Source organism: Thalassovita gelatinovora (assembly GCF_001458355.1).
GTDB classification, from domain to species: Bacteria; Pseudomonadota; Alphaproteobacteria; order Rhodobacterales; family Rhodobacteraceae; genus Thalassobius; species Thalassobius gelatinovorus.
In genome coordinates this window covers 1-24,744 of record NZ_CYSA01000019.1, presented here as the reverse complement: position 1 = coordinate 24,744, position 24,744 = coordinate 1, and the positions used below count along the sequence as shown (strand labels likewise).

20 protein-coding genes are annotated in these 24,744 nt (G+C 57.4%); 19 read left to right on the top strand and 1 reads right to left on the bottom strand.

The features are described 5' to 3' along the window. The first annotated feature begins 101 nt into the window (after positions 1–101). From pheS to pheT, 3 genes are all read left to right on the top strand, one after another. Positions 102–1,175 carry a phenylalanine--tRNA ligase subunit alpha gene (gene pheS, locus TG4357_RS10305; RefSeq protein WP_058262814.1) on the top strand — a complete coding sequence of 358 codons (1,074 nt, stop codon included), beginning with the start codon at positions 102–104 and terminating at the stop codon, positions 1,173–1,175. A 92-nt stretch (positions 1,176–1,267) separates the two neighbouring features. Beyond that, on the top strand, positions 1,268–1,690 hold the full coding sequence (locus TG4357_RS10300) for an ASCH domain-containing protein (protein WP_058262813.1): 423 nt from the start codon (positions 1,268–1,270) through the stop codon (positions 1,688–1,690). Positions 1,691–1,713: 23 nt separating this feature from the next. Continuing rightward, positions 1,714–4,113, top strand: coding sequence for a phenylalanine--tRNA ligase subunit beta (gene pheT, locus TG4357_RS10295; RefSeq protein ID WP_058262812.1), 2,400 nt, complete (start codon positions 1,714–1,716; stop codon positions 4,111–4,113). 97 nt (positions 4,114–4,210) lie between these two features. On the opposite strand, the gene TG4357_RS10290 is transcribed toward pheT, so the two are convergent. Next, positions 4,211–5,116 carry a LysR family transcriptional regulator gene (locus TG4357_RS10290; RefSeq protein ID WP_058262811.1) on the bottom strand — a complete coding sequence of 302 codons (906 nt, stop codon included), beginning with the start codon at positions 5,114–5,116 and terminating at the stop codon, positions 4,211–4,213. Between the two features lie 85 nt (positions 5,117–5,201). Here TG4357_RS10290 and TG4357_RS10285 point away from each other — a divergent pair, with 85 nt between their 5' ends. From TG4357_RS10285 to tuf, 16 genes are all read left to right on the top strand, one after another. After that, positions 5,202–5,840, top strand: a complete 639-nt coding sequence (locus TG4357_RS10285) for a class I SAM-dependent methyltransferase (RefSeq protein WP_058262810.1) — start codon at positions 5,202–5,204, stop codon at positions 5,838–5,840. 76 nt (positions 5,841–5,916) lie between these two features. Continuing rightward, positions 5,917–6,366, top strand: coding sequence for a YtoQ family protein (locus TG4357_RS10280; protein ID WP_058262809.1), 450 nt, complete (start codon positions 5,917–5,919; stop codon positions 6,364–6,366). A gap of 65 nt (positions 6,367–6,431) precedes the next feature. After that, positions 6,432–6,629 carry a preprotein translocase subunit SecE gene (gene secE, locus TG4357_RS10275; RefSeq protein WP_058262808.1) on the top strand — a complete coding sequence of 66 codons (198 nt, stop codon included), beginning with the start codon at positions 6,432–6,434 and terminating at the stop codon, positions 6,627–6,629. 197 nt (positions 6,630–6,826) lie between these two features. Beyond that, on the top strand, positions 6,827–7,360 hold the full coding sequence (gene nusG / locus TG4357_RS10270) for a transcription termination/antitermination protein NusG (RefSeq protein ID WP_058262992.1): 534 nt from the start codon (positions 6,827–6,829) through the stop codon (positions 7,358–7,360). Between the two features lie 127 nt (positions 7,361–7,487). Beyond that, the gene (rplK, locus tag TG4357_RS10265) at positions 7,488–7,913 is read left to right on the top strand and encodes a 50S ribosomal protein L11 (protein ID WP_058262807.1); all 426 of its coding nucleotides are present in this window, start codon (positions 7,488–7,490) and stop codon (positions 7,911–7,913) included. A gap of 1 nt (position 7,914) precedes the next feature. Further along, complete coding sequence (rplA, locus tag TG4357_RS10260; RefSeq protein ID WP_058262806.1) at positions 7,915–8,613, top strand: 50S ribosomal protein L1; 699 nt, start codon at positions 7,915–7,917, stop codon at positions 8,611–8,613. A gap of 369 nt (positions 8,614–8,982) precedes the next feature. Beyond that, entirely contained in the window at positions 8,983–9,501 is a 519-nt protein-coding gene (rplJ, locus tag TG4357_RS10255) for a 50S ribosomal protein L10 (RefSeq protein ID WP_058262805.1), read from the top strand. A gap of 71 nt (positions 9,502–9,572) precedes the next feature. Beyond that, positions 9,573–9,953, top strand: a complete 381-nt coding sequence (gene rplL, locus TG4357_RS10250; protein WP_058262804.1) for a 50S ribosomal protein L7/L12 — start codon at positions 9,573–9,575, stop codon at positions 9,951–9,953. 249 nt (positions 9,954–10,202) lie between these two features. Further along, positions 10,203–14,339, top strand: a complete 4,137-nt coding sequence (rpoB, locus tag TG4357_RS10245; protein WP_058262803.1) for a DNA-directed RNA polymerase subunit beta — start codon at positions 10,203–10,205, stop codon at positions 14,337–14,339. Positions 14,340–14,391: 52 nt separating this feature from the next. Then, complete coding sequence (gene rpoC, locus TG4357_RS10240; protein ID WP_058262802.1) at positions 14,392–18,633, top strand: DNA-directed RNA polymerase subunit beta'; 4,242 nt, start codon at positions 14,392–14,394, stop codon at positions 18,631–18,633. Positions 18,634–18,789: 156 nt separating this feature from the next. After that, positions 18,790–19,677: a DMT family transporter gene (locus tag TG4357_RS10235; RefSeq protein WP_058262801.1), complete on the top strand. Its 888-nt coding sequence runs from the start codon at positions 18,790–18,792 to the stop codon at positions 19,675–19,677. A 7-nt stretch (positions 19,678–19,684) separates the two neighbouring features. Beyond that, on the top strand, positions 19,685–20,530 hold the full coding sequence (locus tag TG4357_RS10230; RefSeq protein WP_158509068.1) for a glycosyltransferase: 846 nt from the start codon (positions 19,685–19,687) through the stop codon (positions 20,528–20,530). A 278-nt stretch (positions 20,531–20,808) separates the two neighbouring features. Next, positions 20,809–21,180, top strand: coding sequence for a 30S ribosomal protein S12 (rpsL, locus tag TG4357_RS10225; RefSeq protein ID WP_005621086.1), 372 nt, complete (start codon positions 20,809–20,811; stop codon positions 21,178–21,180). A 12-nt stretch (positions 21,181–21,192) separates the two neighbouring features. Beyond that, complete coding sequence (rpsG, locus tag TG4357_RS10220; protein ID WP_058262799.1) at positions 21,193–21,663, top strand: 30S ribosomal protein S7; 471 nt, start codon at positions 21,193–21,195, stop codon at positions 21,661–21,663. Positions 21,664–21,684: 21 nt separating this feature from the next. After that, positions 21,685–23,802, top strand: a complete 2,118-nt coding sequence (fusA, locus tag TG4357_RS10215) for an elongation factor G (protein ID WP_058262798.1) — start codon at positions 21,685–21,687, stop codon at positions 23,800–23,802. Between the two features lie 54 nt (positions 23,803–23,856). Next, positions 23,857–24,744 (top strand): elongation factor Tu (tuf, locus tag TG4357_RS10210; protein ID WP_058262797.1); only part of this gene is annotated, 888 nt, incomplete at its 3' end.

Below are 24,744 nucleotides of genomic sequence, written 5' to 3'. Positions count from 1 at the left end.
GATCAAGTTTAAAGAAGCCGCGGACCTTTTGGGGTCTCGCGGCTTCTTGCGTTTTGGGCCTGTGCTGGGTAGCAGGGGCTTAACGGAATTGGAGGGATCGGATGGACGATCTGAAACAGAAATACCTTAGCGCCATTGCCGATGCGGGCGATGAAGCCGCTTTGGAAGACATCCGCGTTCAGGCGGTGGGTAAAAAGGGCGAAGTCAGCCTGAAAATGCGCGAGCTGGGCAAGATGAGCCCAGAAGAGCGTCAGGTGGCCGGTCCCGCGCTCAACGCGCTGAAGGACGAACTCAACTCGGCGCTGGCGGCGAAGAAATCCGCGCTGGCCGATGCCGCGCTGGATGAACGGTTGCGCACAGAATGGCTGGATGTGACCCTGCCGGGGCGTGGCGACCGTCGGGGCAGCATTCACCCGATCAGCCAGGTCAGCGAAGAAGTGGCCGCGATCTTTGCTAATCTCGGCTTTGCCGTGGCCGAAGGGCCGCAGATCGAAACCGACTGGTACAATTTCGACAGTCTGAACATTCCGCCGCATCACCCCGCGCGGCAGGAATTCGACACGTTCTATATGCACCGCGCCGAAGGCGACGACCGCCCGCCGCATGTGCTGCGTACTCATACCAGCCCGGTGCAGACCCGGGCGATGGAAAAACAGGGCGCACCGATCCGGGTGATCGCGCCGGGCCGGGTGTATCGCTCCGATTACGACCAGACCCATACGCCGATGTTCCATCAGGTCGAAGGGTTGGCCATCGACAAAGATATTTCGATGGCGAACCTGAAATGGGTGCTGGAAGAATTCTTTGCTGCGTTTTTCGAAATCGACGGTATCAAGACCCGTTTCCGGGCGTCGCATTTCCCATTCACCGAACCCTCGGCCGAAGTTGACATCCAATGTTCCTGGGTCAATGGACAGTTGAAGATCGGCGAAGGCGACGATTGGATGGAGGTTCTGGGTTCGGGTATGGTGCATCCGAATGTTTTGTCGGCTGCGGGCGTGAACCCGGACGAATGGCAGGGCTTTGCCTTCGGCATGGGGATCGACCGGCTGGCGATGCTGAAATACGGCATTCCCGACCTGCGGGCGTTCTTTGACAGCGACCTGCGCTGGCTGCGCCATTACGGGTTTGCATCGCTTGATGTGCCGACCTTGCACGGTGGGTTGTCGCGGTGATCCACCACGATCGTTTCTTGCGGGACGGTCGAGATGGTTGCCTGTTATCCGACGGCATTGAACGCGCCAGCTCTGCGATTGGGAATTAAGCAATGATTGACGAAATGGAAGACCTGCAAGTTACCTATCCGGGGGCGGGAACGTTCACTTTCAGCGATGAAAAGGTCCAATCCGACGCTTTGCTGGAATTGGTGCGTGCGGGTAAGAAAACCGCAAATAGCGCGGCTTTGGCCGAATTCGATGGTGACCCCGAAGCATTGCCCAAGGTGGGCCGTCACGACATTGCCGCCAACTGGGATGGCACAGCTGCTTTGATCATCCGCACCGTATCGGTTCAACAGATCCGGTTTTGCGATGTCACCGAAGCGATGGCTGTGACCGAAGGCGAAGACAATACGCTGGATGCCTGGCGCAAGCGGCATGAAGCTGCTTTCAGGCGTGATGGCGGTTTTGACCCTGAAATGATGCTGGTGTTCGAAACTTTCGAACTGGTTGAGGATTTGGCAGACCGCTGAGCGGTGCCTTTGGAGGACATAAAATGAAATTCACCCTTTCCTGGCTGAAAGAACACCTCGAAACCGAGGCGTCTCTGGATGAAATCCTTTACGCGCTGACCGATCTGGGTCTTGAAGTGGAAGAGGTCGAAGACCCGGCCTCGAAACTGGCCTCCTTCACGCTGGCCAAAGTCAAACATGCCGAACAGCATCCTGATGCGGATCGACTGCGCGTTTGCACGGTGGAAACCGACGAGGGCGACAAGCAGATCGTCTGTGGTGCACCGAACGCGCGGGAAGGCATCACCGTGGTCCTGTGCAAGCCCGGCGATTACGTACCCGGCATCGATGTGACGCTGAGCGTCGGCAATATTCGCGGCGTCGAAAGTCACGGTATGATGGCGTCGGAACGCGAATTGGAACTGTCGGACGAACACAACGGTATTATCGAACTGCCCTCGGGCGAGGTCGGGCAGAAATTTATCGACTGGCTTGCCGAAAACGATCCGGCCAAGGTCGATCCGGTGATCGATATCGCGATCACGCCGAACCGTCCCGATGCGTTGGGCGTGCGCGGCATTGCCCGCGATCTGGCGGCAAGAGGTCTGGGCGAACTGAAGCCGGTTGCTGCACATGACGTTGAAGGCCAATATTCCTGCCCGATCAAGGTGGTGATCGACGCAGATGCACAAGAAGACGGCTGCGAAGTGTTTGCGGGGCGACTGATCAGGAGCGTGAAAAACGGGCCCAGCCCGGAATGGCTGCAACAGCGGTTGCGGGCGATCGGGCTGCGACCGATTTCGGCGCTGGTCGATGTGACCAATTTTTTCACCTATGACCGCAACAGGCCGCTGCACGTGTTTGACGCTGGCAAGGTCAAGGGCACCTTGCATGTGCATCGCACCAAGGGTGGTGAAACCATGGTCGGTCTGGACGAAAAGGAATACAGCTTTCCCGAAGGCTGCGTGGTGATTTCCGACGAAAATGGCGTTGAATCCATTGGCGGCGTCATGGGCGGTTTGGCATCAGGCTGTACCTTGGATACGGTCGATGTGTTTCTCGAAGCTGCTGTCTGGGACCCGATCCAGATCGCCAAGACTGGCCGCGTACTGAAGATCAACACCGATGCGCGCTATCGCAACGAACGTGGCATTGATCCTGCTTATAACATGCAGGCGATGGAAGACGCGGCGCAGATGATCCTCGATCTTTGCGGCGGTGAAGCGTCCGACGTGGTGGTGGCCGGGTCGGTGCCGGATGTGGCGCGAGCTTATACCCTGAATGCGGGTCGGGTTGTATCGCTGGTCGGCATGGATATTCCTGAATCCGAACAGCGTCAGACCCTGACCAAGCTGGGGTTCCGGATGGAAGGCAATCTGGCCCACGTGCCCAGTTGGCGCCCCGATGTGCAAGGCCCGGCCGATCTGGTCGAAGAAGTGGCGCGGATTGCATCGCTGACCAAGCTGGAACCGAAGCCCTTGGCGCGACCCTCGGTTGGTGTGCCGCGTCCGATCCTGTCTCCGATACAGGTGCGCGAACAGATGGCACGGCGCACTGCGGCGCAGTTGGGCTATAATGAATGCGTGACCTATTCCTTCATCGATCGGGCTTCGGCCCTGCTGTTCGGTGGGGGATCGGATGCAACGATGTTGGAAAATCCGATTTCCAGCGAGATGAGCCATATGCGCCCCGATCTGTTGCCCGGCCTGTTGCAGGCGGCAGCCCGCAATCAGGCGCGCGGCTTCCATGATCTGGCGCTGTTTGAATGCGGCCCGGCCTTTGCCGGTGGCGAACCGGGCGAACAGAGGTTGCAAGTGACCGGCCTGTTGGTCGGGCGTAGCGGGCCGAAGGATGTGCATGGCGCGTCGCGTCCGGTCGATGTCTATGACGCCAAGGCCGATGCCGAGGCGGTTTTGGCCGCCATTGGGGCGCCCGCCAAGGTGCAGGTGTTGCGCAATGGTGAAGGCTGGTGGCATCCGGGCCGCCATGGCCAGATTTGTCTGGGGCCCAAAAAGGTGCTGGGCGTCTTTGGCGAATTGCATCCCAAGGTGTTGGCCGAAATGGACGTGAAAGGCCCTGCCGTGGGTTTCACCATCTGGCCCGAAGAGGTGCCGTTGCCGAAGAAGAAAGCGGCCACGCGCCCGGCGCTGGAACTGCGCGATCTGCAGGCGGTGGAACGCGATTTCGCCTTCGTGGTGGATGCGCAGATCGAGGCGCTGACCCTGGTCAATGCCGCAGCCGGGGCCGACAAGGCGCTGATCGAAGACGTGCGGGTGTTTGATCAGTTCATCGGCGGCAGCCTAGGCGAGGGCAAGAAGTCCATCGCCATCACCGTGCGGTTGCAGCCGACCCAAACGACGCTAAAGGAAAAAGACATCGAAGCGGTGGCCGCCAAGATCGTCGAGAAGGTCAGCAAGGCGACCGGCGGGGTGCTGCGCGGCTGAATGCGTGGCGGGAATATCCCGCTGCGGGATTTGCAAGGGCCGCCTTTGGGGTGGCCCTTTGCTTATGGAACGCGGGCAGGGGGGGCATGATGAACCGTCAGGGGCGGATCTCGCTGCTTTTCGACAGGAAATCGGCCAGCAGGTCGAAGACCAGCCGGATGCGCCGGCTGGTATGCAATTCGCGGTGGGTGGCCAGCCAAACCGGGAAAACAACAGGCTCAAGTTCGGGCAGAATCTTTTCCATGCCAGGCACCAACCGCGCCACGGCTTCGTCCATCGTGGCGATGCCAAAGCCCTGACGCGAAAGTTCCCAGCCGACCAAAGCACTTCCAGACCCGATGCGGAAATTATCGGTGGTGACCGGCAGACCCAGCGGGGTCAGATATTCGCACATTCGTTCGGCATCGCCGAAATGGATGAAATCGTGATCTGCCAGATCGTCCAGGCTTTGAGGGCGTCCCATCCGGTCGAGATACTCAGTGGACGCATAGAAATATGCCGAAGCCTCGCGCACCAACCGGGCGATCAGGTCGGGTTGTTCGGGCCGCAGGTTCCGGATCGCGACATCAGCTTCGCGTCGCATCAGGTCACTGATATCGTTGGTCGCAACGATATCAACCTGCAACCGTGGGGCCTGTAGCTGCAACTGTTTCAGCGCCGGTGGTAACACGAAGGCGGAAAATATATCCGAGGCGGTGATCCGGATCAGCCCGTCGATTGCTTGTGATTGGCCCGAAGCGACCAGCGCCACCCGGCTGGCAGCGTCCCCCATGGCTCGGACATGTTCGAGAAGTTCAGTCCCGGCGCGGGTCAGGATCAGGCTGCGCCCGACCCGTTCGAACAGCATCAGCCCAAGCTCATCCTCGAGGGCTGCGACCTGTCGGCCCAGTGTCGGTTGGGTCAGCCGGAGTTTGCGCGCAGCGGCAGAAAGCGAGCCTTCTTCGGCGGTTGCAAGAAACGCGCGGACATGGTTCCAGTCGAAGGGCAGCAGGGTGTTTTCCATGCGAATACGTATAAAGCACCTGCGAAATTCCGCAATTTCTAATGGATTTATGCATGGCTATGTTGCGTCATGAAGGAGAACCGCCATGCAAAGCGCCGCCAAATTTTGGGACAAGATGGCCCATCGTTATGCCGAAACACCAATCCGCGACATGGATTCGTATGAATATACATTGGAACGGACCCGGTCTTATCTGAAGCAGAGCGACCGGGTTCTGGAGCTGGGATGTGGTACCGGGACCACTGCCGTGAACTTGGCCGGGTCCGCCGGAGTTGTCGTCGCCAGCGATTTGGCAGCTGAAATGGTGCAGATCGGCAAGACTCGCGCCGCTGAAGCCAACGCTGATAACGTGTATTTCGTGCAGGCGGATGTTGACGATGCAGAGTTGCGTGAAGATCCTTATGACGTTGTCATGGCATTCAACCTGTTGCATCTGATCGAAGACATTGATGTGGCTTTGGCGCATATTCGCGACATGGTGAAACCGGGCGGGGTGTTCATTTCGAAAACTGTCTGTCTGGCCGAATCCGGTGGGTCGCTGAAGCTGCGGGCGATCAAGCTGGCCTTGCCGTTAATGCAATTGCTGGGCAAGGCGCCTTTCGTGCGGTTCTTTTCCATCGGCGCTTTGGAACGGGCGTTTGAAAAAGCCGGTTTCGAGATTATCGAGTCGGGGAATTTTCCGGCCCGTCCGCCCAGTCGCTATCTGGTCGTGCGCCGGAAATGACCGTCGCAACCCGGTCTTATGCTGGGCTTTGACGGCGAAGCGGGTTACCATGACCTTAGCGAAAACGGAGGCTTTGATGACGTTGAAAATCTATCTGTCTGGTGAAATCCATACCGATTGGCGCGAACAGATCATCGACGGGGCCGCTGGGCTGGATGTGGAATTCAGCGCACCGGTGACCGATCACGATGCCAGCGACAATTGCGGCGTGGCGATCATGGGGGCGGAACCGGACAAATTCTGGCACGATCACAAGGGGGCCAAGCTGAACGCGATCCGCACCCGTAAAGGTATTGCCGATGCGGATATCGTGGTGGTGCGGTTCGGCGACAAGTATAAACAATGGAACGCGGCCTTTGATGCGGGCTATGCCGCCGCATTGGGAAAGTCGCTGATCGTGCTGCACGGACCTGATCATCAGCACGCTTTGAAAGAGGTCGACGCCGCCGCTTTGGCCGTGGCCGAGGAACCGCGTCAGGTGGTCGAAATGCTGCGCTACGTGCTGAGCGGCAGCTTGCCGGTCTGAGCCCCCTTGAATTCACCCCGGGATACGCGTATCTGCGGCCCATCCCAGACAGAAAAGACGAAAGCATGGCACGCACAAATCCGCTTCAGTTCATTCAGCAGGTCCGCAGCGAAGTGGGCAAGGTCGCCTGGCCGACCCGGCGCGAGGTGTTGCTGACCACCGTGATGGTGTTCATCATGGCGACGGTGACCGCGATTTTCTTTGCGCTGGTCGATCTGGCGATCAAGGGCGGGTTGCGCGGACTGTTGTCGATGTTCGGCTAAGGTCTGGGGCCTTTGTTTGATGCCTTTTCTCTTGAATTCGAAAGGGTTCGGGGGTAGGTGACAGGCCTCATCCGGAAATGGCGTGCGGCGATTCGAGTTGCACGCCGCTTTTTTATTTTCGGGAGAAACGGGCGAAAGCTCGGAATTGATTGGAATTTCTGCCCTTTGGGGCGCGTGGATGCAAGGACGGGATCAAGATGGCGAAGCGTTGGTATTCGGTGAGCGTTCTCTCGAACTTCGAGAAGAAAGTCGCCGAGCAGATTCGTCAATCCGCAGAAGAAAACGGTCTGCAGGACGAAATCGATGAAGTTCTGGTGCCGACCGAAGAAGTGATCGAGGTGCGCCGCGGTAAGAAGGTGACAACCGAACGCCGTTTCATGCCCGGTTACGTTCTGGTGCGGATGGAAATGAGCGACCAAGGTTATCACTTGATCAATTCGATCAACCGCGTCACCGGTTTCTTGGGTCCGCAAGGCCGCCCGATGCCGATGCGTGACGCAGAAGTGAACCAGATCCTGAACCGCGTGCAGGAAGGCGAAGAAGCGCCGCGTACGCTGATCCGCTTCGAAGTGGGCGAGAGGGTCAAGGTCAACGACGGCCCGTTCGAAGATTTCGACGGCATGATCGAGGAAGTGGACGAAGATTCGCAGAAGCTGAAAGTTTCCGTGTCGATCTTTGGCCGCGAAACCCCGGTCGAACTGGATTTCGCTCAGGTCACCAAACAGATCTGATCGAATGGCCGCCAGTCGTGGCGGCCCCCGACGTGGGAGGCGAGGGCATCGCGATGTCCAGACCAGACCACACAACTGAGCAGCCCCGAGATCGCGTTCGAGGGGTGTTGGAAAAAGGAGAGGCCACATGGCCAAGAAACTCGTCGGCACACTGAAACTGCAGGTGCCCGCCGGTCAAGCAAACCCGTCCCCGCCGGTTGGTCCGGCGCTGGGTCAGCGCGGCATCAACATCATGGAATTCTGCAAGGCGTTCAACGCCAAGACGCAGGACATGGAAGCGGGCGCACCGTGCCCGACCATCATCAGCTATTATCAGGACAAGTCCTTCACCATGGACATCAAGACGCCGCCCGCGTCATATTACCTGAAAAAAGCTGCCAAGCTGAAGTCGGGCGCCAAGACGCCCGGTCGTGAAACCGTGGGTTCGGTCAGTGTCGCTCAGGTGAAAGAAATCGCCGAAGCCAAGATGAAAGACCTGAACGCCAACGATATTGAAGCGGCGATGCAGATCATCCTCGGGTCCGCCCGGTCCATGGGCATTGAGGTGAAGTAAGATGGCAAAGCTTGGAAAACGCACCACCGCTGCCCGCGAAGCTTTCGCAGGCAAAGAAAATCTGACCGTTGAAGAAGCGGTCGCACTGGTCAAGGCAAATGCCAACGCCAAATTCGATGAAACCATCGAAATCGCGATGAATCTGGGCGTCGACACTCGTCACGCCGATCAGATGGTTCGCGGCGTTGTCAGCCTGCCCAACGGCACCGGCAAAACCGTGCGCGTCGCCGTGTTCGCCCGTGGCCCCAAGGCAGAAGAAGCTCAGGCCGCAGGCGCGGATATCGTTGGCGCCGAAGACTTGATGGAAGCCATCCAGGGCGGCAAGATCGATTTCGATCGTTGCATCGCGACCCCGGATATGATGCCTGTTGTCGGTCGTCTGGGTAAAATCTTGGGTCCGCGCAACCTGATGCCGAACCCCAAGGTCGGTACCGTGACCATGGATGTGAAAGAGGCTGTCGCTGCCGCCAAGGGTGGTGAAGTTCAGTTCCGCGCCGAAAAAGCCGGTGTGGTTCACGCTGGTGTTGGCAAGGCATCCTTCGATGAAGCCAAGCTGGTCGAGAACGTCAAGGCGTTCGTTTCGGCCGTTGCCAAGGCCAAGCCGACGGGAGCCAAAGGCGCTTACATGAAGAAGATCGCGATCAGCTCGACCATGGGTCCGGGCGTCAGCATCGACGTGTCGTCGGCAAACGTCGGGTAAGCGAACTTCGAACTGATTTGAGATAAGGGCGCCTTTTGGCGTCCTTATTTTTTGGTGACGGAATTTTTGGCGTCCAAGAGCGAGGGCAGGAATGAGAAATATTTTGCCTTCCCCTCTTGGAAACCCCCGATAACTGGTCTAGACAGCACTGCGGAATAAAGCGTGCGATTCTTCGTGCGCTTTATTTTGTTTCGTCCAAGACGGTGGGTGGTGTCATTTGGTGCCTTAATTTCCTGCCTGAGACGGGAATAACCAATTCAGCCTGGGTTCCTCGGGCGATTTTGGCTTTGCCCCGTAATTCGGACTTAGTCGCCGGGCTTGCCCGGCAGTGAAGAGCCGGGGGGAAACCCCCATAATTGGAGTGAAACTGTGGATAGAGCACAAAAAGAGAAGTTGGTCGACGAACTCGGCCAGATCTTTGAAAGCTCTGGCGTTGTGGTCGTAGCCCACTACGCAGGTCTCACGGTTGCTGAGATGCAGGACCTTCGTGCTCGCGCCCGCGAAGCCGGTGGGTCCGTACGTGTCGCCAAGAACAAGCTCGCCAAAATCGCTCTGGAAGGAAAGCCCTGCGCAAGCATTGCTGACTACCTTTCGGGTATGACCGTTCTGACCTATTCCGAGGACCCCGTGGCAGCTGCCAAGGTGGCCGAGGGCTTCGCCAAGGATAATTCGAAATTCGAAATCCTCGGCGGTGCAATGGGTGAGAACGCTCTGGATCGTGACGGCGTTGCAGCCGTGTCGAAAATGCCTTCGCGCGAGGAACTTATTGCCTCGATCGTTGGTTGTATCGCCGCACCTGCATCGAATATCGCCGGCGCGATTGGCGCTCCTGCTTCGAATATCGCGAGCATTCTTTCGACCATCGAAGAGAAGGCGGAAGCCGCGTAAGCAACCTTTTGATCTGCGTGGGGTAAGAACCTTCACGTTGGAACACATCTAAACGAACGGAAAACAGTAAAATGGCTGATCTGAAAGCACTTGCTGAGCAAATCGTAGGTCTGACCCTGCTGGAAGCTCAAGAACTGAAAACCATCCTGAAAGACGAATACGGCATCGAGCCCGCCGCTGGTGGCGCTGTGATGATGGCGGCAGCTGGTGGCGACGCCGGTGGCGCAGCTGCTGAAGAGCAGACCGAATTCGACGTCATCCTGAAATCGGCCGGCGCCTCCAAGATCAACGTGATCAAGGAAGTCCGCGGCATCACCGGTCTGGGCCTGAAAGAAGCCAAAGAACTGGTCGAAGCAGGTGGCAAAGCCGTGAAAGAAGGCGTGTCGAAAGACGAAGCCGAAGAAATCAAAGGCAAGCTGGAAGCAGCTGGCGCCGAAGTCGAACTGAAGTAATCGGCTTTGGGGGCGCAAATGCCCCGTTAAATTCAGGCTGGGTCCGGGAATCCGGGCCCAGCCGAACCTGTCTTAGCAAGTGCCTCTCTGATTTGAGGTGGGGCGTTTTCTAAGGTTTGGTTCTGTGATCGGGAGGTTTCTGGTGGGACAGAAACCATGAATGGATCGTAATCAACCTGTTTCAAATGGACGTGCTGCCGGGGCCCGACGGCAGGCGCGACCGATTGGAAACGAAAGGTGACGACTGTCATGGCTCAAAGCTTCCTTGGCCAGAAACGTTTGCGTAAATATTATGGCAAAATCCGCGAAGTGCTGGAGATGCCGAACCTGATCGAGGTTCAAAAATCCTCGTACGATCTTTTCCTCCGTTCCGGCGATGCTGCTCAGCCCACCGAGGGCGAAGGCATCATGGGGGTGTTCCAGTCGGTATTCCCGATCAAGGATTTCAACGAAACCAGCGTTCTGGAATTCGTGAAATACGAACTGGAAAAGCCGAAATACGACGTTGAGGAATGCATGCAGCGCGATATGACCTACAGCGCGCCGCTGAAGGTTACCTTGCGCCTGATCGTGTTCGATGTCGACGAAGATACCGGTGCGAAATCGGTCAAGGATATCAAAGAACAGGACGTTTTCATGGGCGATATGCCCCTGATGACACCGAACGGCACCTTCGTTGTGAATGGCACCGAACGGGTGATCGTTTCTCAGATGCACCGGTCGCCCGGTGTGTTCTTCGACCACGACAAAGGCAAGACCCACAGCTCGGGCAAGCTGCTGTTCGCCTGCCGCATTATTCCCTATCGCGGCTCGTGGCTGGATTTCGAATTCGATGCCAAGGATATCGTGTTCGCCCGCATCGACCGTCGTCGTAAACTGCCTGTGACCACCCTGCTTTATGCGCTGGGGCTCGATCAGGAAGGCATCATGGATGCCTATTACAACACCGTCGAATTCAAATTGGAAAAGAGCAAGGGCTGGGTCACCAAGTTCTTCCCCGATCGTGCCCGCGGCACCCGTCCCACCTATGATCTGGTTGATGCAGCCACAGGCGAAGTGATCTGCGAAGCTGGCAAGAAAGTTACCCCGCGCGCAGTCAAGAAGATCATCGACGAAGGCAAGATCACCGAATTGCTGGTGCCGTTCGAACATATCGTCGGTAAATTCGTGTCCAAGGACATCATCAACGAAGAAACCGGCGCGATCTATGTCGAAGCGGGCGATGAACTGACCCTGGAATTCGGTAAGGATGGCGAAGTTTCCGGCGGTAGCCTTCAAGAACTGATGGATGCCGGTATCACCGAAATCCCGGTTCTGGACATCGATAACATTACCGTAGGCGCTTACATGCGTAACACTATGGCGATGGACAAAAACATGGGCCGCGATACCGCGCTGATGGACATCTATCGCGTGATGCGTCCGGGTGAACCGCCGACCGTTGAAGCAGCCTCGGCACTGTTCGACACGCTGTTCTTTGATTCCGAACGGTACGACCTGTCGGCCGTGGGCCGGGTCAAGATGAACATGCGTCTGGCGCTGGATGCGGAAGACACTCAACGGACCCTGCGCAAGGAAGACATCATTTCCTGCATCAAGGCGCTGGTCGATTTGCGGGATGGTCGTGGCGATATTGACGATATTGACCACCTCGGCAACCGTCGTGTGCGCTCTGTCGGCGAACTGATGGAAAACCAGTACCGTGTTGGTCTGTTGCGGATGGAACGCGCGATCAAGGAGCGGATGTCGTCGGTCGAAATCGACACTGTCATGCCGCAAGACCTGATCAACGCGAAACCTGCCGCGGCTGCGGTGCGTGAATTCTTCGGCTCGTCGCAGTTGTCGCAATTCATGGACCAAACCAACCCGCTGTCCGAAGTTACCCACAAACGCCGCCTGTCGGCGCTTGGGCCGGGTGGTTTGACCCGCGAACGGGCCGGCTTCGAAGTGCGCGACGTGCACCCGACCCACTATGGTCGGATGTGCCCGATTGAAACGCCGGAAGGGCCGAACATTGGTCTGATCAACTCGCTGGCCACTTTTGCCCGCGTGAACAAATATGGCTTCATCGAAACCCCGTATCGTGTCGTAACCGACGCCAAGGTGACCGACGAAGTTCATTACATGTCGGCGACCGAAGAAATGCGCCACACCGTGGCACAGGCCAACGCGACGCTGGACGAAGACGGCAAGTTCATCAACGATCTTGTGTCGACTCGTCAGTCGGGCGATTACACCTTGGCACCGCGCGAAAACGTAGACCTGATCGACGTCAGCCCGAAACAGCTGGTGTCGGTTGCTGCCTCGCTGATCCCGTTCCTTGAAAACGACGACGCCAACCGCGCCCTGATGGGTTCGAATATGCAACGTCAGGCCGTTCCGCTGCTGCGCGCCGAAGCGCCGCTGGTCGGCACCGGGATCGAAGAAATCGTGGCCCGGGATTCCGGCGCTGCGATCATGGCGAAGCGCGGCGGCATCATCGACCAGATCGATGCGCAGCGGATCGTGATCCGTGCGACCGAAGATCTGGAACTGGGCGATGCCGGTGTAGACATCTACCGGATGCGCAAATTCCAGCGCTCGAACCAGAACACCTGCATCAACCAGCGTCCGCTGGTTAAAGTCGGTGAGACGGTTCAGAAGGGCGAAGTGATTGCTGATGGTCCGTCCACCGATATCGGTGAGCTGGCGCTGGGGAAAAACGTGATCGTCGCGTTTATGCCCTGGAATGGCTATAACTACGAAGATTCGATCCTGATTTCCGAACGAATTTCCCGTGATGACGTCTTTACTTCGATCCATATCGAGGAATTCGAAGTCGCCGCCCGCGATACCAAACTGGGGCCGGAAGAAATCACCCGAGACATTCCCAATGTGGGTGAAGAAGCGCTGCGCAACCTCGACGAGGCGGGCATCGTTTACATCGGCGCGGATGTGGAACCGGGCGATATTCTGGTTGGCAAGATTACACCGAAGGGCGAAAGCCCGATGACTCCGGAAGAAAAGCTGCTGCGCGCCATCTTTGGTGAAAAGGCATCTGACGTGCGCGACACTTCGCTGCGCGTGAAACCGGGCGATTTCGGGACTGTGGTCGAAGTCCGCGTGTTCAACCGTCACGGCGTCGAAAAAGACGAACGTGCGTTGCAGATCGAACGCGAAGAAGTCGAACGTCTGGCCCGTGACCGGGATGACGAATTGGCGATCCTGGATCGGAACATCTATGCCCGTCTGAAAGACTTGATCATGGGCAAAGTGGCCGTGAAAGGCCCCAAGGGTGTCAAGGCCAGTTCGGTTGTGACCGAAGAAGTGCTGGAAACACTGACCCGTGGTCAGTGGTGGCAACTGGCGCTGGAAGAAGAATCCGACGCCCAGATCGTTGAAGCCCTGCACGAACAATACGAAGTGCAGAAGCGCGCTCTGGATGCCCGGTTCGAAGACAAGGTCGAAAAAGTCCGTCGTGGCGACGATCTGCCGCCGGGTGTGATGAAGATGGTCAAAGTCTTTATCGCGGTGAAGCGTAAGCTGCAGCCGGGCGATAAAATGGCCGGTCGTCACGGCAACAAGGGTGTTATTTCCCGCGTTGTTCCGATGGAAGACATGCCATTCCTCGAAGACGGGACGCCGGTCGATTTCTGTCTGAACCCGCTGGGCGTGCCGTCGCGTATGAACGTCGGTCAGATTTTGGAAACCCATATGGGCTGGGCCGCACGCGGTCTGGGTCTGAAAGTGGACGATGCGTTGCAAGCCTATCGTCGCACCGGCGATTTGACGCCGGTACGCGAAGCCATGCGCGAAGCCTACGGCGAAGAGGTCTATGAAGAAGGCCTGGTCGACATGGACGAAGATCGTCTGGTCGAAGCCGCAGGTAACGTCACCCGCGGTGTGCCGATCGCAACACCTGTTTTCGACGGTGCGAAAGAAGCCGACGTAAACGACGCCCTGCGTCGCGCCGGGTTCGATCAGTCGGGGCAATCGATCCTGTTCGATGGTCGCACTGGTGAACAGTTCGCGCGCAAAGTGACGGTGGGTATGAAATACCTGCTGAAACTGCACCACTTGGTGGACGACAAGATTCACGCCCGTTCCACCGGTCCGTACAGCCTCGTTACCCAGCAGCCGCTGGGTGGTAAGGCGCAATTCGGTGGTCAGCGTTTCGGTGAAATGGAAGTCTGGGCTCTGGAAGCTTACGGCGCTGCCTACACCTTGCAAGAAATGCTGACGGTGAAATCGGATGACGTGGCAGGCCGGACCAAGGTCTATGAATCGATCGTCAAGGGCGAGGACAATTATGAAGCGGGCGTACCGGAATCGTTCAACGTTCTGGTGAAAGAAGTCCGTGGCCTCGGCCTGAACATGGAACTCCTGGATGCGGAGGAAGAGGATTGAGGGCGTCGCGCCCTCATCCCGTCCCCCCTTCCGCAAAATTTGAGGTATCAAAATGAACCAGGAAATCACGAATAACCCGTTCAATCCGCTGACCCCGCCCAAGGTCTTTGATGAAATCCGCGTGTCGCTGGCATCGCCAGAACGGATTCTGTCTTGGTCTTATGGTGAGATCAAAAAACCCGAAACCATCAACTATCGGACCTTCAAGCCTGAACGCGACGGCTTGTTCTGCGCCCGGATCTTTGGCCCGATCAAAGATTACGAATGCCTGTGCGGCAAATACAAGCGGATGAAATACCGCGGCGTTGTCTGCGAAAAATGCGGCGTTGAAGTCACGCTGCAGAAAGTTCGCCGCGAACGTATGGGCCATATCGAACTGGCGTCGCCGGTTGCGCATATCTGGTTCCTGAAATCGCTGCCGAGCCGCATCGGCCTGATGCTGGACATGACGCTGCGCGATCTGGAGCGGGTTCTGTATTTCGAAAACTATGTTGTCATCGAGCCGGGTCTGACCGATCTGCAATACGGCCAGATGATGACCGAAGAAGAATACATGGACGCCCAGGACGCCTATGGCATGGACGCTTTCACCGCCAATATCGGTGCCGAAGCGATCCGTGAAATGCTGTCCGCGATCGATCTGGAGGCCGAAGCCGAACAGCTGCGCGCCGATCTGAAAGAAGCGACTGGCGAACTGAAGCCGAAGAAGATCATCAAGCGCCTGAAAGTGGTGGAAAGCTTCCTGGAATCGGGCAACCGTCCGGAATGGATGATCCTGACCGTGGTTCCGGTCATCCCGCCGGAACTGCGCCCGCTGGTGCCGCTGGATGGTGGCCGCTTTGCGACCTCGGATCTGAACGATCTGTATCGCCGGGTGATCAACCGGAACAACCGCCTGAAACGACTGATCGAATTGCGTGCGCCCGATATCATCGTGCGTAACGAAAAGCGGATGCTGCAGGAATCGGTAGATGCCCTGTTCGACAATGGTCGTCGTGGCCGCGTGATCACCGGCGCCAATAAGCGCCCGCTGAAATCGCTGTCGGACATGCTGAAGGGTAAGCAGGGTCGCTTCCGTCAGAACCTTTTGGGGAAACGGGTCGACTTCTCGGGGCGTTCGGTCATCGTGACCGGTCCGGAACTGAAGCTGCACCAATGCGGTCTGCCGAAAAAGATGGCGCTGGAACTGTTCAAGCCGTTTATCTATTCGCGGCTGGAGGCCCGTGGCCTGTCCAGCACCGTGAAGCAGGCGAAAAAGCTGGTGGAAAAGGAACGCCCCGAAGTCTGGGATATCTTGGATGAGGTGATCCGCGAACATCCGGTGATGCTGAACCGGGCGCCGACGCTGCACCGTTTGGGCATTCAGGCGTTCGAACCCACGCTGATCGAAGGCAAAGCCATTCAGCTGCACCCGCTGGTCTGTTCGGCCTTCAACGCAGACTTTGACGGCGACCAGATGGCAGTCCATGTTCCGCTGAGCCTGGAAGCGCAGTTGGAAGCGCGCGTTTTGATGATGTCGACGAACAACGTTCTGTCGCCCGCCAACGGTGCCCCGATCATCGTTCCGTCGCAGGATATGATCCTTGGCATCTATTACACCACTCTCATGCGCGAAGGCATGAAGGGCGAAGGCATGGTGTTCTCGAACATCGATGAAGTGCAATACGCGCTGGATACCGGTGCGGTGCATTTGCATTCCCGCATCACAGCACGGGTGCCGCAGATCGACGAAAACGGAATGGAAGTGGTTAAGCGCTATGAAACCACTCCGGGCCGGGTCCGTCTGGGCGCGCTGCTGCCGCAGAACGCCAAGGCACCGTTCGATCTGGTCAACCGCTTGTTGCGGAAGAAAGAAGTGCAGCAGGTCATCGACACCGTCTATCGTTATTGCGGTCAGAAGGAATCGGTTATCTTCTGTGATCAGATCATGTCGATGGGTTTCCGCGAAGCGTTCAAGGCCGGGATTTCCTTCGGCAAGGACGACATGGTGATCCCCGACAACAAGTGGGAAATCGTCGACGAGACCCGTGATCAGGTGAAAGATTTCGAACAGCAGTACATGGACGGCCTGATCACTCAGGGCGAAAAGTACAACAAGGTGGTCGATGCCTGGTCGAAATGTAACGACAAGGTCACCGATGCGATGATGGGCACGATTTCGGCCGTGAAGACCGACGAAAACGGTGCCGAAATGGAGCCGAACAGCGTTTACATGATGGCTCACTCAGGTGCCCGGGGTTCGGTCACGCAGATGAAACAGTTGGGCGGTATGCGCGGCCTGATGGCCAAGCCGAATGGCGACATCATCGAAACGCCGATCATTTCGAACTTTAAAGAAGGCCTGACCGTGCTTGAGTACTTCAACTCGACACACGGCGCACGGAAAGGTCTGTCCGATACCGCTCTGAAAACGGCGAACTCGGGCTATCTGACCCGTCGTCTGGTTGACGTGGCGCAAGATTGCATTATCCGCGAAAACGATTGCGGCACTGAAAATTCGATCTTCGTCGAAGCGGCGGTGAACGATGGTGAAGTGGTCGCATCGTTGGCCGAACGGATCCTTGGACGGGTCACGTCCGAAGACGTGATGGCACCGGGGTCTGATGAAGTCGTTGTGCCCAAGGGGACGATGATCGACGAACGCACCGCCGACGCGATCGAAGCCGCCGGTGTGTTGTCGATGCAGATCCGCAGCCCGCTGACCTGTGACGCCGACGACGGCGTTTGCGCAATGTGTTACGGTCGTGACCTGGCGCGCGGCACCAAGGTGAATACCGGCGAAGCCGTCGGCATCATCGCGGCGCAGTCGATCGGGGAACCCGGGACACAGCTGACGATGCGGACCTTCCACATCGGCGGTGTTGCTCAGGGTGGCCAGCAGTCCTTCCTGGAAGCCAGCCAGGACGGCAAGGTCGAGTTCGAAAATGCGCAACTGATCACCAACTCCAATGGCGAAGTTCTGACCATCGGACGGAACCTGAAGCTGCGGATCATGGGTGAAAACGGCGAAGAACGCGCCAGCCACAAGCTCGATTACGGCACCAAGCTGTTCGTTGCCGAAGGCCAGCAGGTCAAACGCGGTGACAAGCTGTTCGAATGGGATCCCTATACCCTGCCGATCATTGCCGAAAAATCGGGGACGGCGAAATTTGTCGACCTGGTCAGCGGCATTGCCGTGCGCGATGAAACCGATGATGCAACCGGCATGACCCAGAAGATCGTGATCGACTGGCGTGCAGCCCCCAAAGGGAACGAACTGAAACCGGAAATCATTCTGGTCGATGGAGACGGTGAACCGGTGCGCAACGCGGCTGGAAACCCGATCACCTACCCGATGTCGGTCGACGCCATCTTGTCGATTGAAGAAAGTCAGGACGTTCAGGCCGGTGACGTCGTTGCGCGGATTCCGCGTGAAGGCGCCAAGACCAAGGACATTACCGGTGGTCTGCCGCGAGTCGCGGAACTGTTCGAAGCCCGTCGTCCGAAGGATCACGCGATCATCGCCGAAATCGATGGTTACGTGCGCTTTGGCCGCGACTACAAGAACAAGCGCCGTATCTCGATCGAACCAGCGGATGAAAACCGCGAACCGGTCGAATACATGGTGCCCAAGGGCAAGCACATCCCGGTGCAGGAAGGCGACTTCGTGCAGAAGGGGGATTACATCATGGACGGCAACCCGGCGCCGCATGACATCCTTGCCATCATGGGGGTCGGCGCGTTGGCCGATTACATGATCAACGAGGTGCAGGAGGTCTATCGTCTGCAAGGCGTGAAGATCAACGACAAGCACATCGAAGTGATCGTGCGCCAGATGCTGAAGAAGTGGGAAATCGACGACAGCGGCGATACCACGCTTCTGAAGGGCGAACATGTCGAAAAGGCCGAACTGGAAGAAGCCAACGAAAAGGCAATCGCTCGTGGCGGTCGTCCGGCAACCGGTGGCCCGATCCTGCTGGGGATCACCAAGGCGTCGTTGCAGACCCGATCCTTCATGTCGGCTGCATCGTTCCAAGAAACAACCCGCGTGCTGACCGAAGCTTCGGTTCAGGGTAAGCGCGACCGGCTGATCGGCCTGAAGGAAAACATCCTTGTTGGCCGTCTGATCCCGGCCGGGACCGGTGGTGCGACCGCACGGGTGCGCAAGATCGCGCGTTCACGTGACAACGTCGTACTGGAAGCCCGCCGCGAAGAAGCCGAAGCGGCCGCAGCTTTGGCGGCCCCGATCGACGATGTGGTCGGTAGCGACGATTTCGACAATCTGGTGCAAACGCCGGAAAGCCGCGACGAATAAACGTCCGAAACTGATGACGAAAAGGCCCTCGCATTTGCGGGGGCCTTTTCAGTTTGCGGGGCAGGGGGGCTCAGAGCGGTCGGGATGGTTCTTTTCTCTGGACGGCGCAACGAAAAATATGCAGCAGTTGCGGGTCTTTAATTCCGAGATCCCCAAATGCCCCTTTCTGACAATATGCGTGGTGCATTGCTGATGATGGCTTCTATGGCGGCCTTCACCATCAACGACACCTTCATGAAGGTGCTGTCAGGCGATGTACCGCTTTTTCAGCTCTTGTTCCTGCGTGGAATACTGACTTCTCTGTTCACAGGGGTCTGGGCATGGCGGCTAGGTGTCTTACACTTTCGGTTGCCGCGCCGCGATCTGGGGTTGATCGCGCTTCGCATCGTGGCAGAAATCGGCTCTGCCTATTTTTTCCTGACCGCGCTGTTCCATATGCCCATCGCCAACGTCACGGCGATCCTGCAATCGTTGCCGCTAACGGTGTCTCTGCTGGCGGCTCTGCTCTTTCGTGAAAGCCTCGGCTGGCGCCGGATGTCAGCGATCCTTGTCGGGTTGCTGGGGGTTTTGCTGATCGTACGGCCGGGGGCTGAGGGATTCACGCTGTATTCCGTCTATGCGCTGATCGCGGTGGGGTTCGTGACGATGCGTGATCTGGTCACCCGCAGGCTGTCGCGCAGCACCCCATCGATGCTGGTGACATGGACAACGTCAATGTCGGTGATGGTGTTTTTTGGCTTGGCCGGTCTGGGCCGGGATTGGGTGGAAATGGACGTGCGGACATGGGGGGTCATCGTGGCGTCTTCGGTATCGATCATTGCCGGATATCTGTGTTCGGTGCTGGTCATGCGGGTTGGCGAAATCAGCTTTATCGCACCGTTTCGCTATACCGGACTTATCTGGGCCTTGACGCTGGGTTGGTTCGTTTTCGGTGACTGGCCGGCCCCATTGACGCTGATCGGGGCGGCAATTGTTGTCTGCAGTGGTGTTTTCATGCTTTACCGGGAAGGCCAGATTGCCAAGCAGACGAAACGTAACGGGTGAATTGAATTTGACAGTCGAAGTCCAAATCCTTGGCTTGTGCCGGTGGTCCTATCCTTCCGCCCCTGGGGCATTTCAGAAAGAAGAAGAAGGTGGGTTCGAAACGCTGCGGCAAGCGCTTTACGATCCGCTAAGGTTGCAATTACGGCTGTTTTATCTGGAACAGGTCGTGCTGCCATCGCTCAGGGCGCAGACAGATCCGGATTTCAAGATCATTCTGTTGATGGGGGATACTCTGCCAGACCCGACGCGATCGCAGGTGCTGGACCTTATTGCCGACATTCCCCAGATCAAGCCGGTGTTCGCCCGTGAAGGTCAACACCATCAAGACGTCTGTCGCGACGTGATGGTGGCCGAACGCGATATGGATGTGCGCGCAGTGGCTGAATTCCGCTTGGACGACGACGATGCAGTTTCGGTTGATTTCGTCGAACGAACCCGCGATTTCTTTCCCAAGGTAAAGGGCATCTTTCGCAACGGCGGAAAACTGGCGCTGGATTTCAATAAGGGTTTCATCCTGCAAACCGACTTGTCGGGGGTCAAACTGATCCCGGTGACGACGCGGTACTGGACCCCGGGGTTGGTGCTGTATCTGCGGCCACAGGCAGCCGAAAGCCTTCTGCATTTCAATCATGCGCAGATGTGGAAACGCATCCCGATGCTGTCTTTCCCGCGGGTGCCGATGTTCCTGCGCGGGGCGCATGGAGAAAACGACAGTTCGGTCAGCTATAATCCGCATAATTCCGAAGAAGTTTGGTTCGACAAGGACAAGCTGCCCGAAACTATGATGGAGCGTTTCAACATTCCCTTGGACAGGTTGAAAATGGCATGGGACACGGTCCTTGGCCAAGAATGACGCGGACGCCCCGGCGCTTGTTGACAAGCCTTCCGACTCCCCCTATACGCGCCACATCCGGCAAAGAGGGACGCCCCTGTCGCCGATATCAAAATTGCAGTGGCCAAGTCCCAAGCTACTTTGAAGCTTCGGTCCTCTGGGAACTCACCGCGTCGTTCGCCTCGGAATGGGAACGATTGCGGTTTTTGTGTTATGCGGACGCGCGTGATGCAAAGAATTGAAACCGTCGGTGGCTCCGGTCACTGGCAGATGTGTTAGGAAACGGGGAAAGCGACCCAATGCCAACGATTCAGCAGCTGATCCGCAAACCGCGGCAGCCCAAAGTCAAACGTTCGAAATCCATGCACCTGGAACAGTGCCCGCAAAAGCGTGGCGTGTGTACCCGTGTGTATACCACCACGCCGAAGAAGCCGAACTCGGCTATGCGTAAAGTTGCAAAGGTTCGCCTGACCAACGGTTTCGAAGTCATTTCGTACATTCCCGGTGAAAGCCACAACCTTCAGGAACACTCTGTTGTCCTGATCCGTGGCGGCCGAGTGAAAGACCTTCCGGGTGTCCGTTACCACATTCTGCGTGGTGTTTTGGATACCCAGGGCGTCAAAGACCGTAAACAACGTCGTTCGAAATACGGCGCCAAGCGTCCGAAGTAAGGAGATCACGAAATGTCTCGTCGTCACGCTGCTGAGAAGCGCGAAGTCCTGCCCGACGCCAAGTATGGCGATCGCGTACTGACCAAATTCATGAACAACCTGATGATCGACGGTAAAAAATCGGTCGCGGAAAAAATCGTCTACAATGCGCTGGAGCGTATTGAAGTCAAGATCAAACGCGCCCCCGTCGAAGTGTTCCACGAAGCGTTGGACAACATCAAACCGGCCGTCGAAGTTCGTTCGCGCCGTGTTGGTGGTGCAACCTATCAGGTACCCGTCGAAGTGCGCCCCGAGCGCCGCGAAGCTCTGGCCATCCGCTGGCTGATCAACGCATCGCGCGCCCGCAATGAAAACACGATGGAAGAACGCCTCGCCGGCGAATTGCTGGATGCAGTTCAATCGCGCGGTTCCGCCGTGAAGAAACGCGAAGACACCCACAAAATGGCCGACGCGAACAAAGCGTTCAGCCATTATCGCTGGTAAATCCACGAAGGTACGAAACCAATGGCACGCGAATATCCGCTCGAACTGTACCGTAACTTCGGTATCATGGCGCACATCGATGCAGGTAAAACCACCTGCTCGGAACGCATCCTGTTTTACACCGGCAAATCCCACAACATTGGTGAGGTGCACGATGGTGCGGCCACCATGGACTGGATGGAGCAGGAACAGGAACGCGGCATCACCATCACTTCGGCTGCGACCACCACTTTCTGGGAACGCACCGAAGATGGCGTGAATGCTGACACTCCGAAGCACCGGATGAACATCATCGACACCCCCGGCCACGTTGACTTCACAATCGAAGTCGAACGCTCGCTGGCGGTTCTCGACGGTGCGGTTGCTGTTCTCGACGCCAACGCCGGTGTCGAGCCGCAGACCGAAACCGTTTGGCGTCAGGCCGACCGGTACAAGGTTCCGCGTATCGTCTTCGTCAACAAGATGGACAAGATCGGCGCAGACTTCTTCAACTGCGTGCACATGGTCGAAGACCGCACCGGCGCACGCGCCGTTCCTGTGGGTATTCCGATTGGTGCCGAAACCGAACTGGAAGGCCTGATCGATCTGGTCACCATGGAAGAATGGCTGTGGCAGGGTGAAGACCTTGGCGCATCATGGGTCAAAGCACCGATCCGCGACAGCCTGAAGGACATGGCCGACGAATGGCGTGGCAAAATGATCGAAGCCGCCGTCGAAGAAGACGACGATGCGATGGAAGCCTATCTTGAAGGTGAAGAGCCCGATATCGCCACCCTGCGCAAATTGCTGCGCAAAGGCACCTTGGCGCTGCACTTCGTTCCGGTCTTGGGTGGTTCCGCGTTCAAAAACAAAGGTGTTCAACCGCTGCTGAACGCGGTGATCGATTATCTGCCCAGCCCGATGGACGTTGTCGATTACATGGGCTTCGCCCCTGATGACGAAACCGAAGAGCGTAATATCCCCCGCCGTGCGGATGATAATATGCCCTTCGCAGGCTTGGCGTTCAAAATCATGAACGACCCCTTTGTTGGTTCGCTGACCTTCACCCGGATCTATTCCGGTGTGCTGAAAAAGGGCGATTCGATCCTGAATGCGACCAAAGGCAAAAAAGAACGCGTTGGCCGTATGATGATGATGCACTCGATCAACCGCGAGGAAATCGAGGAAGCCTTCGCAGGCGACATCATCGCACTGGCAGGTCTGAAAGATACCACAACGGGCGATACCTTGTGCGATATCAAGGAACCGGTGGTTCTGGAAACCATGACCTTCCCCGATCCGGTGATCGAAATCGCTGTCGAACCCAAAACCAAGGGTGACCAGGAAAAAATGTCTCAGGGTCTGGCCCGTCTGGCTGCAGAAGACCCGTCTTTCCGCGTGGAAACTGACCTGGAATCGGGTCAGACCATCATGAAGGGCATGGGCGAACTCCACCTGGACATTCTGGTTGACCGCCTGAAGCGTGAATTCAAGGTTGAGGCCAATATCGGTGCGCCGCAGGTGGCTTACCGTGAAACCATCAGCCACGAAGCTGAAATCGATTACACCCACAAGAAACAGTCGGGTGGTTCGGGTCAGTTCGCGCGGATCAAGATGGTCATCACACCAACCGAAGCGGGCGAAGGTTTTTCTTTCGAATCCAAAGTCGTTGGCGGGTCGGTGCCGAAGGAATACATTCCGGGCGTCGAAAAAGGCATCAAGTCTGTCATGGATAGCGGCCCAATGGCCGGTTTCCCGGTGATCGACTTCAAGGTGTCCCTGATCGATGGTGCGTATCATGACGTTGACTCGTCGGTTCTGGCCTTTGAAATCGCGGCCCGTGCAGGGATGCGTGAAGGTCTGAAAAAGGCCGGCGCGAAGCTGCTTGAACCGATCATGAAAGTCGAAGTGATCACCCCGGAAGAATATACCGGCGGTATCATCGGCGACTTGACGTCCCGTCGGGGTCAGGTGTCTGGTCAGGAAAACCGTGGCAATGCCATCGCAATCGACGCGAATGTGCCGCTGGCCAACATGTTCGGCTACATCAACACTCTGCGTTCGATGTCGTCGGGCCGTGCCCAGTTCACCATGCAGTTCTCGCATTACGATCCGGTGCCGCAGAATATCAGCGACGAAATTCAGGCGAAATACGCCTAAAAGAATTCGGGGGACCGGCTGCTCGGTCCCCCTCCAAAGACAAAGGAGGCCATCATGGCAAAGGAAAAGTTTGAGCGTAACAAACCGCACGTCAACATCGGCACGATCGGCCACGTTGACCACGGTAAAACCACGCTGACCGCAGCAATCACCAAATATTTCGGTGACTTCAAAGCGTACGATCAGATTGACGGCGCCCCGGAAGAAAAAGCCCGCGGCATCACCATCTCGACCGCGCATGTGGAATACGAAACCGACAAGCGTCACTACGCTCACGTCGACTGCCCCGGCCACGCTGACTATGTGAAAAACATGATCACCGGTGCGGCGCAGATGGACGGCGCGATCTTGGTTGTGAACGCGGCTGACGGCCCGATGCCGCAGACCCGTGAACACATCCTGCTGGGCCGCCAGGTCGGCATCCCGTCGATGGTGGTGTTCCTCAACAAAGTTGACCAGGTCGACGACGAGGAACTGCTGGAGCTGGTGGAAATGGAAGTCCGCGAGCTGCTGAACGAATACGGTTACCCGGGCGACGATATCCCGATCATCGCGGGTTCGGCGCTGGCCGCGCTGGAAGGCCGCGATCCGGAAATCGGCGAAAATAAGATCCGCGAACTGATGGCGGCCGTGGATGACTATATCCCCGAGCCCGTACGTGCCATCGACCAGCCGTTCCTGATGCCGATCGAAGACGTGTTCTCGATCTCGGGTCGTGGGACCGTTGTGACCGGTCGTGTCGAACGCGGCGTGATCAATGTCGGCGACACCATCGAAATCGTTGGGATCAAAGACACTCAGACCACCACCTGTACCGGTGTTGAAATGTTCCGCAAGCTGCTGGATCGCGGTGAAGCGGGCGACAATATCGGCGCGCTGCTGCGCGGTATCGACCGTGAAGCGGTTGAGCGTGGTCAGGTTCTGTGCAAGCCCGGATCGGTG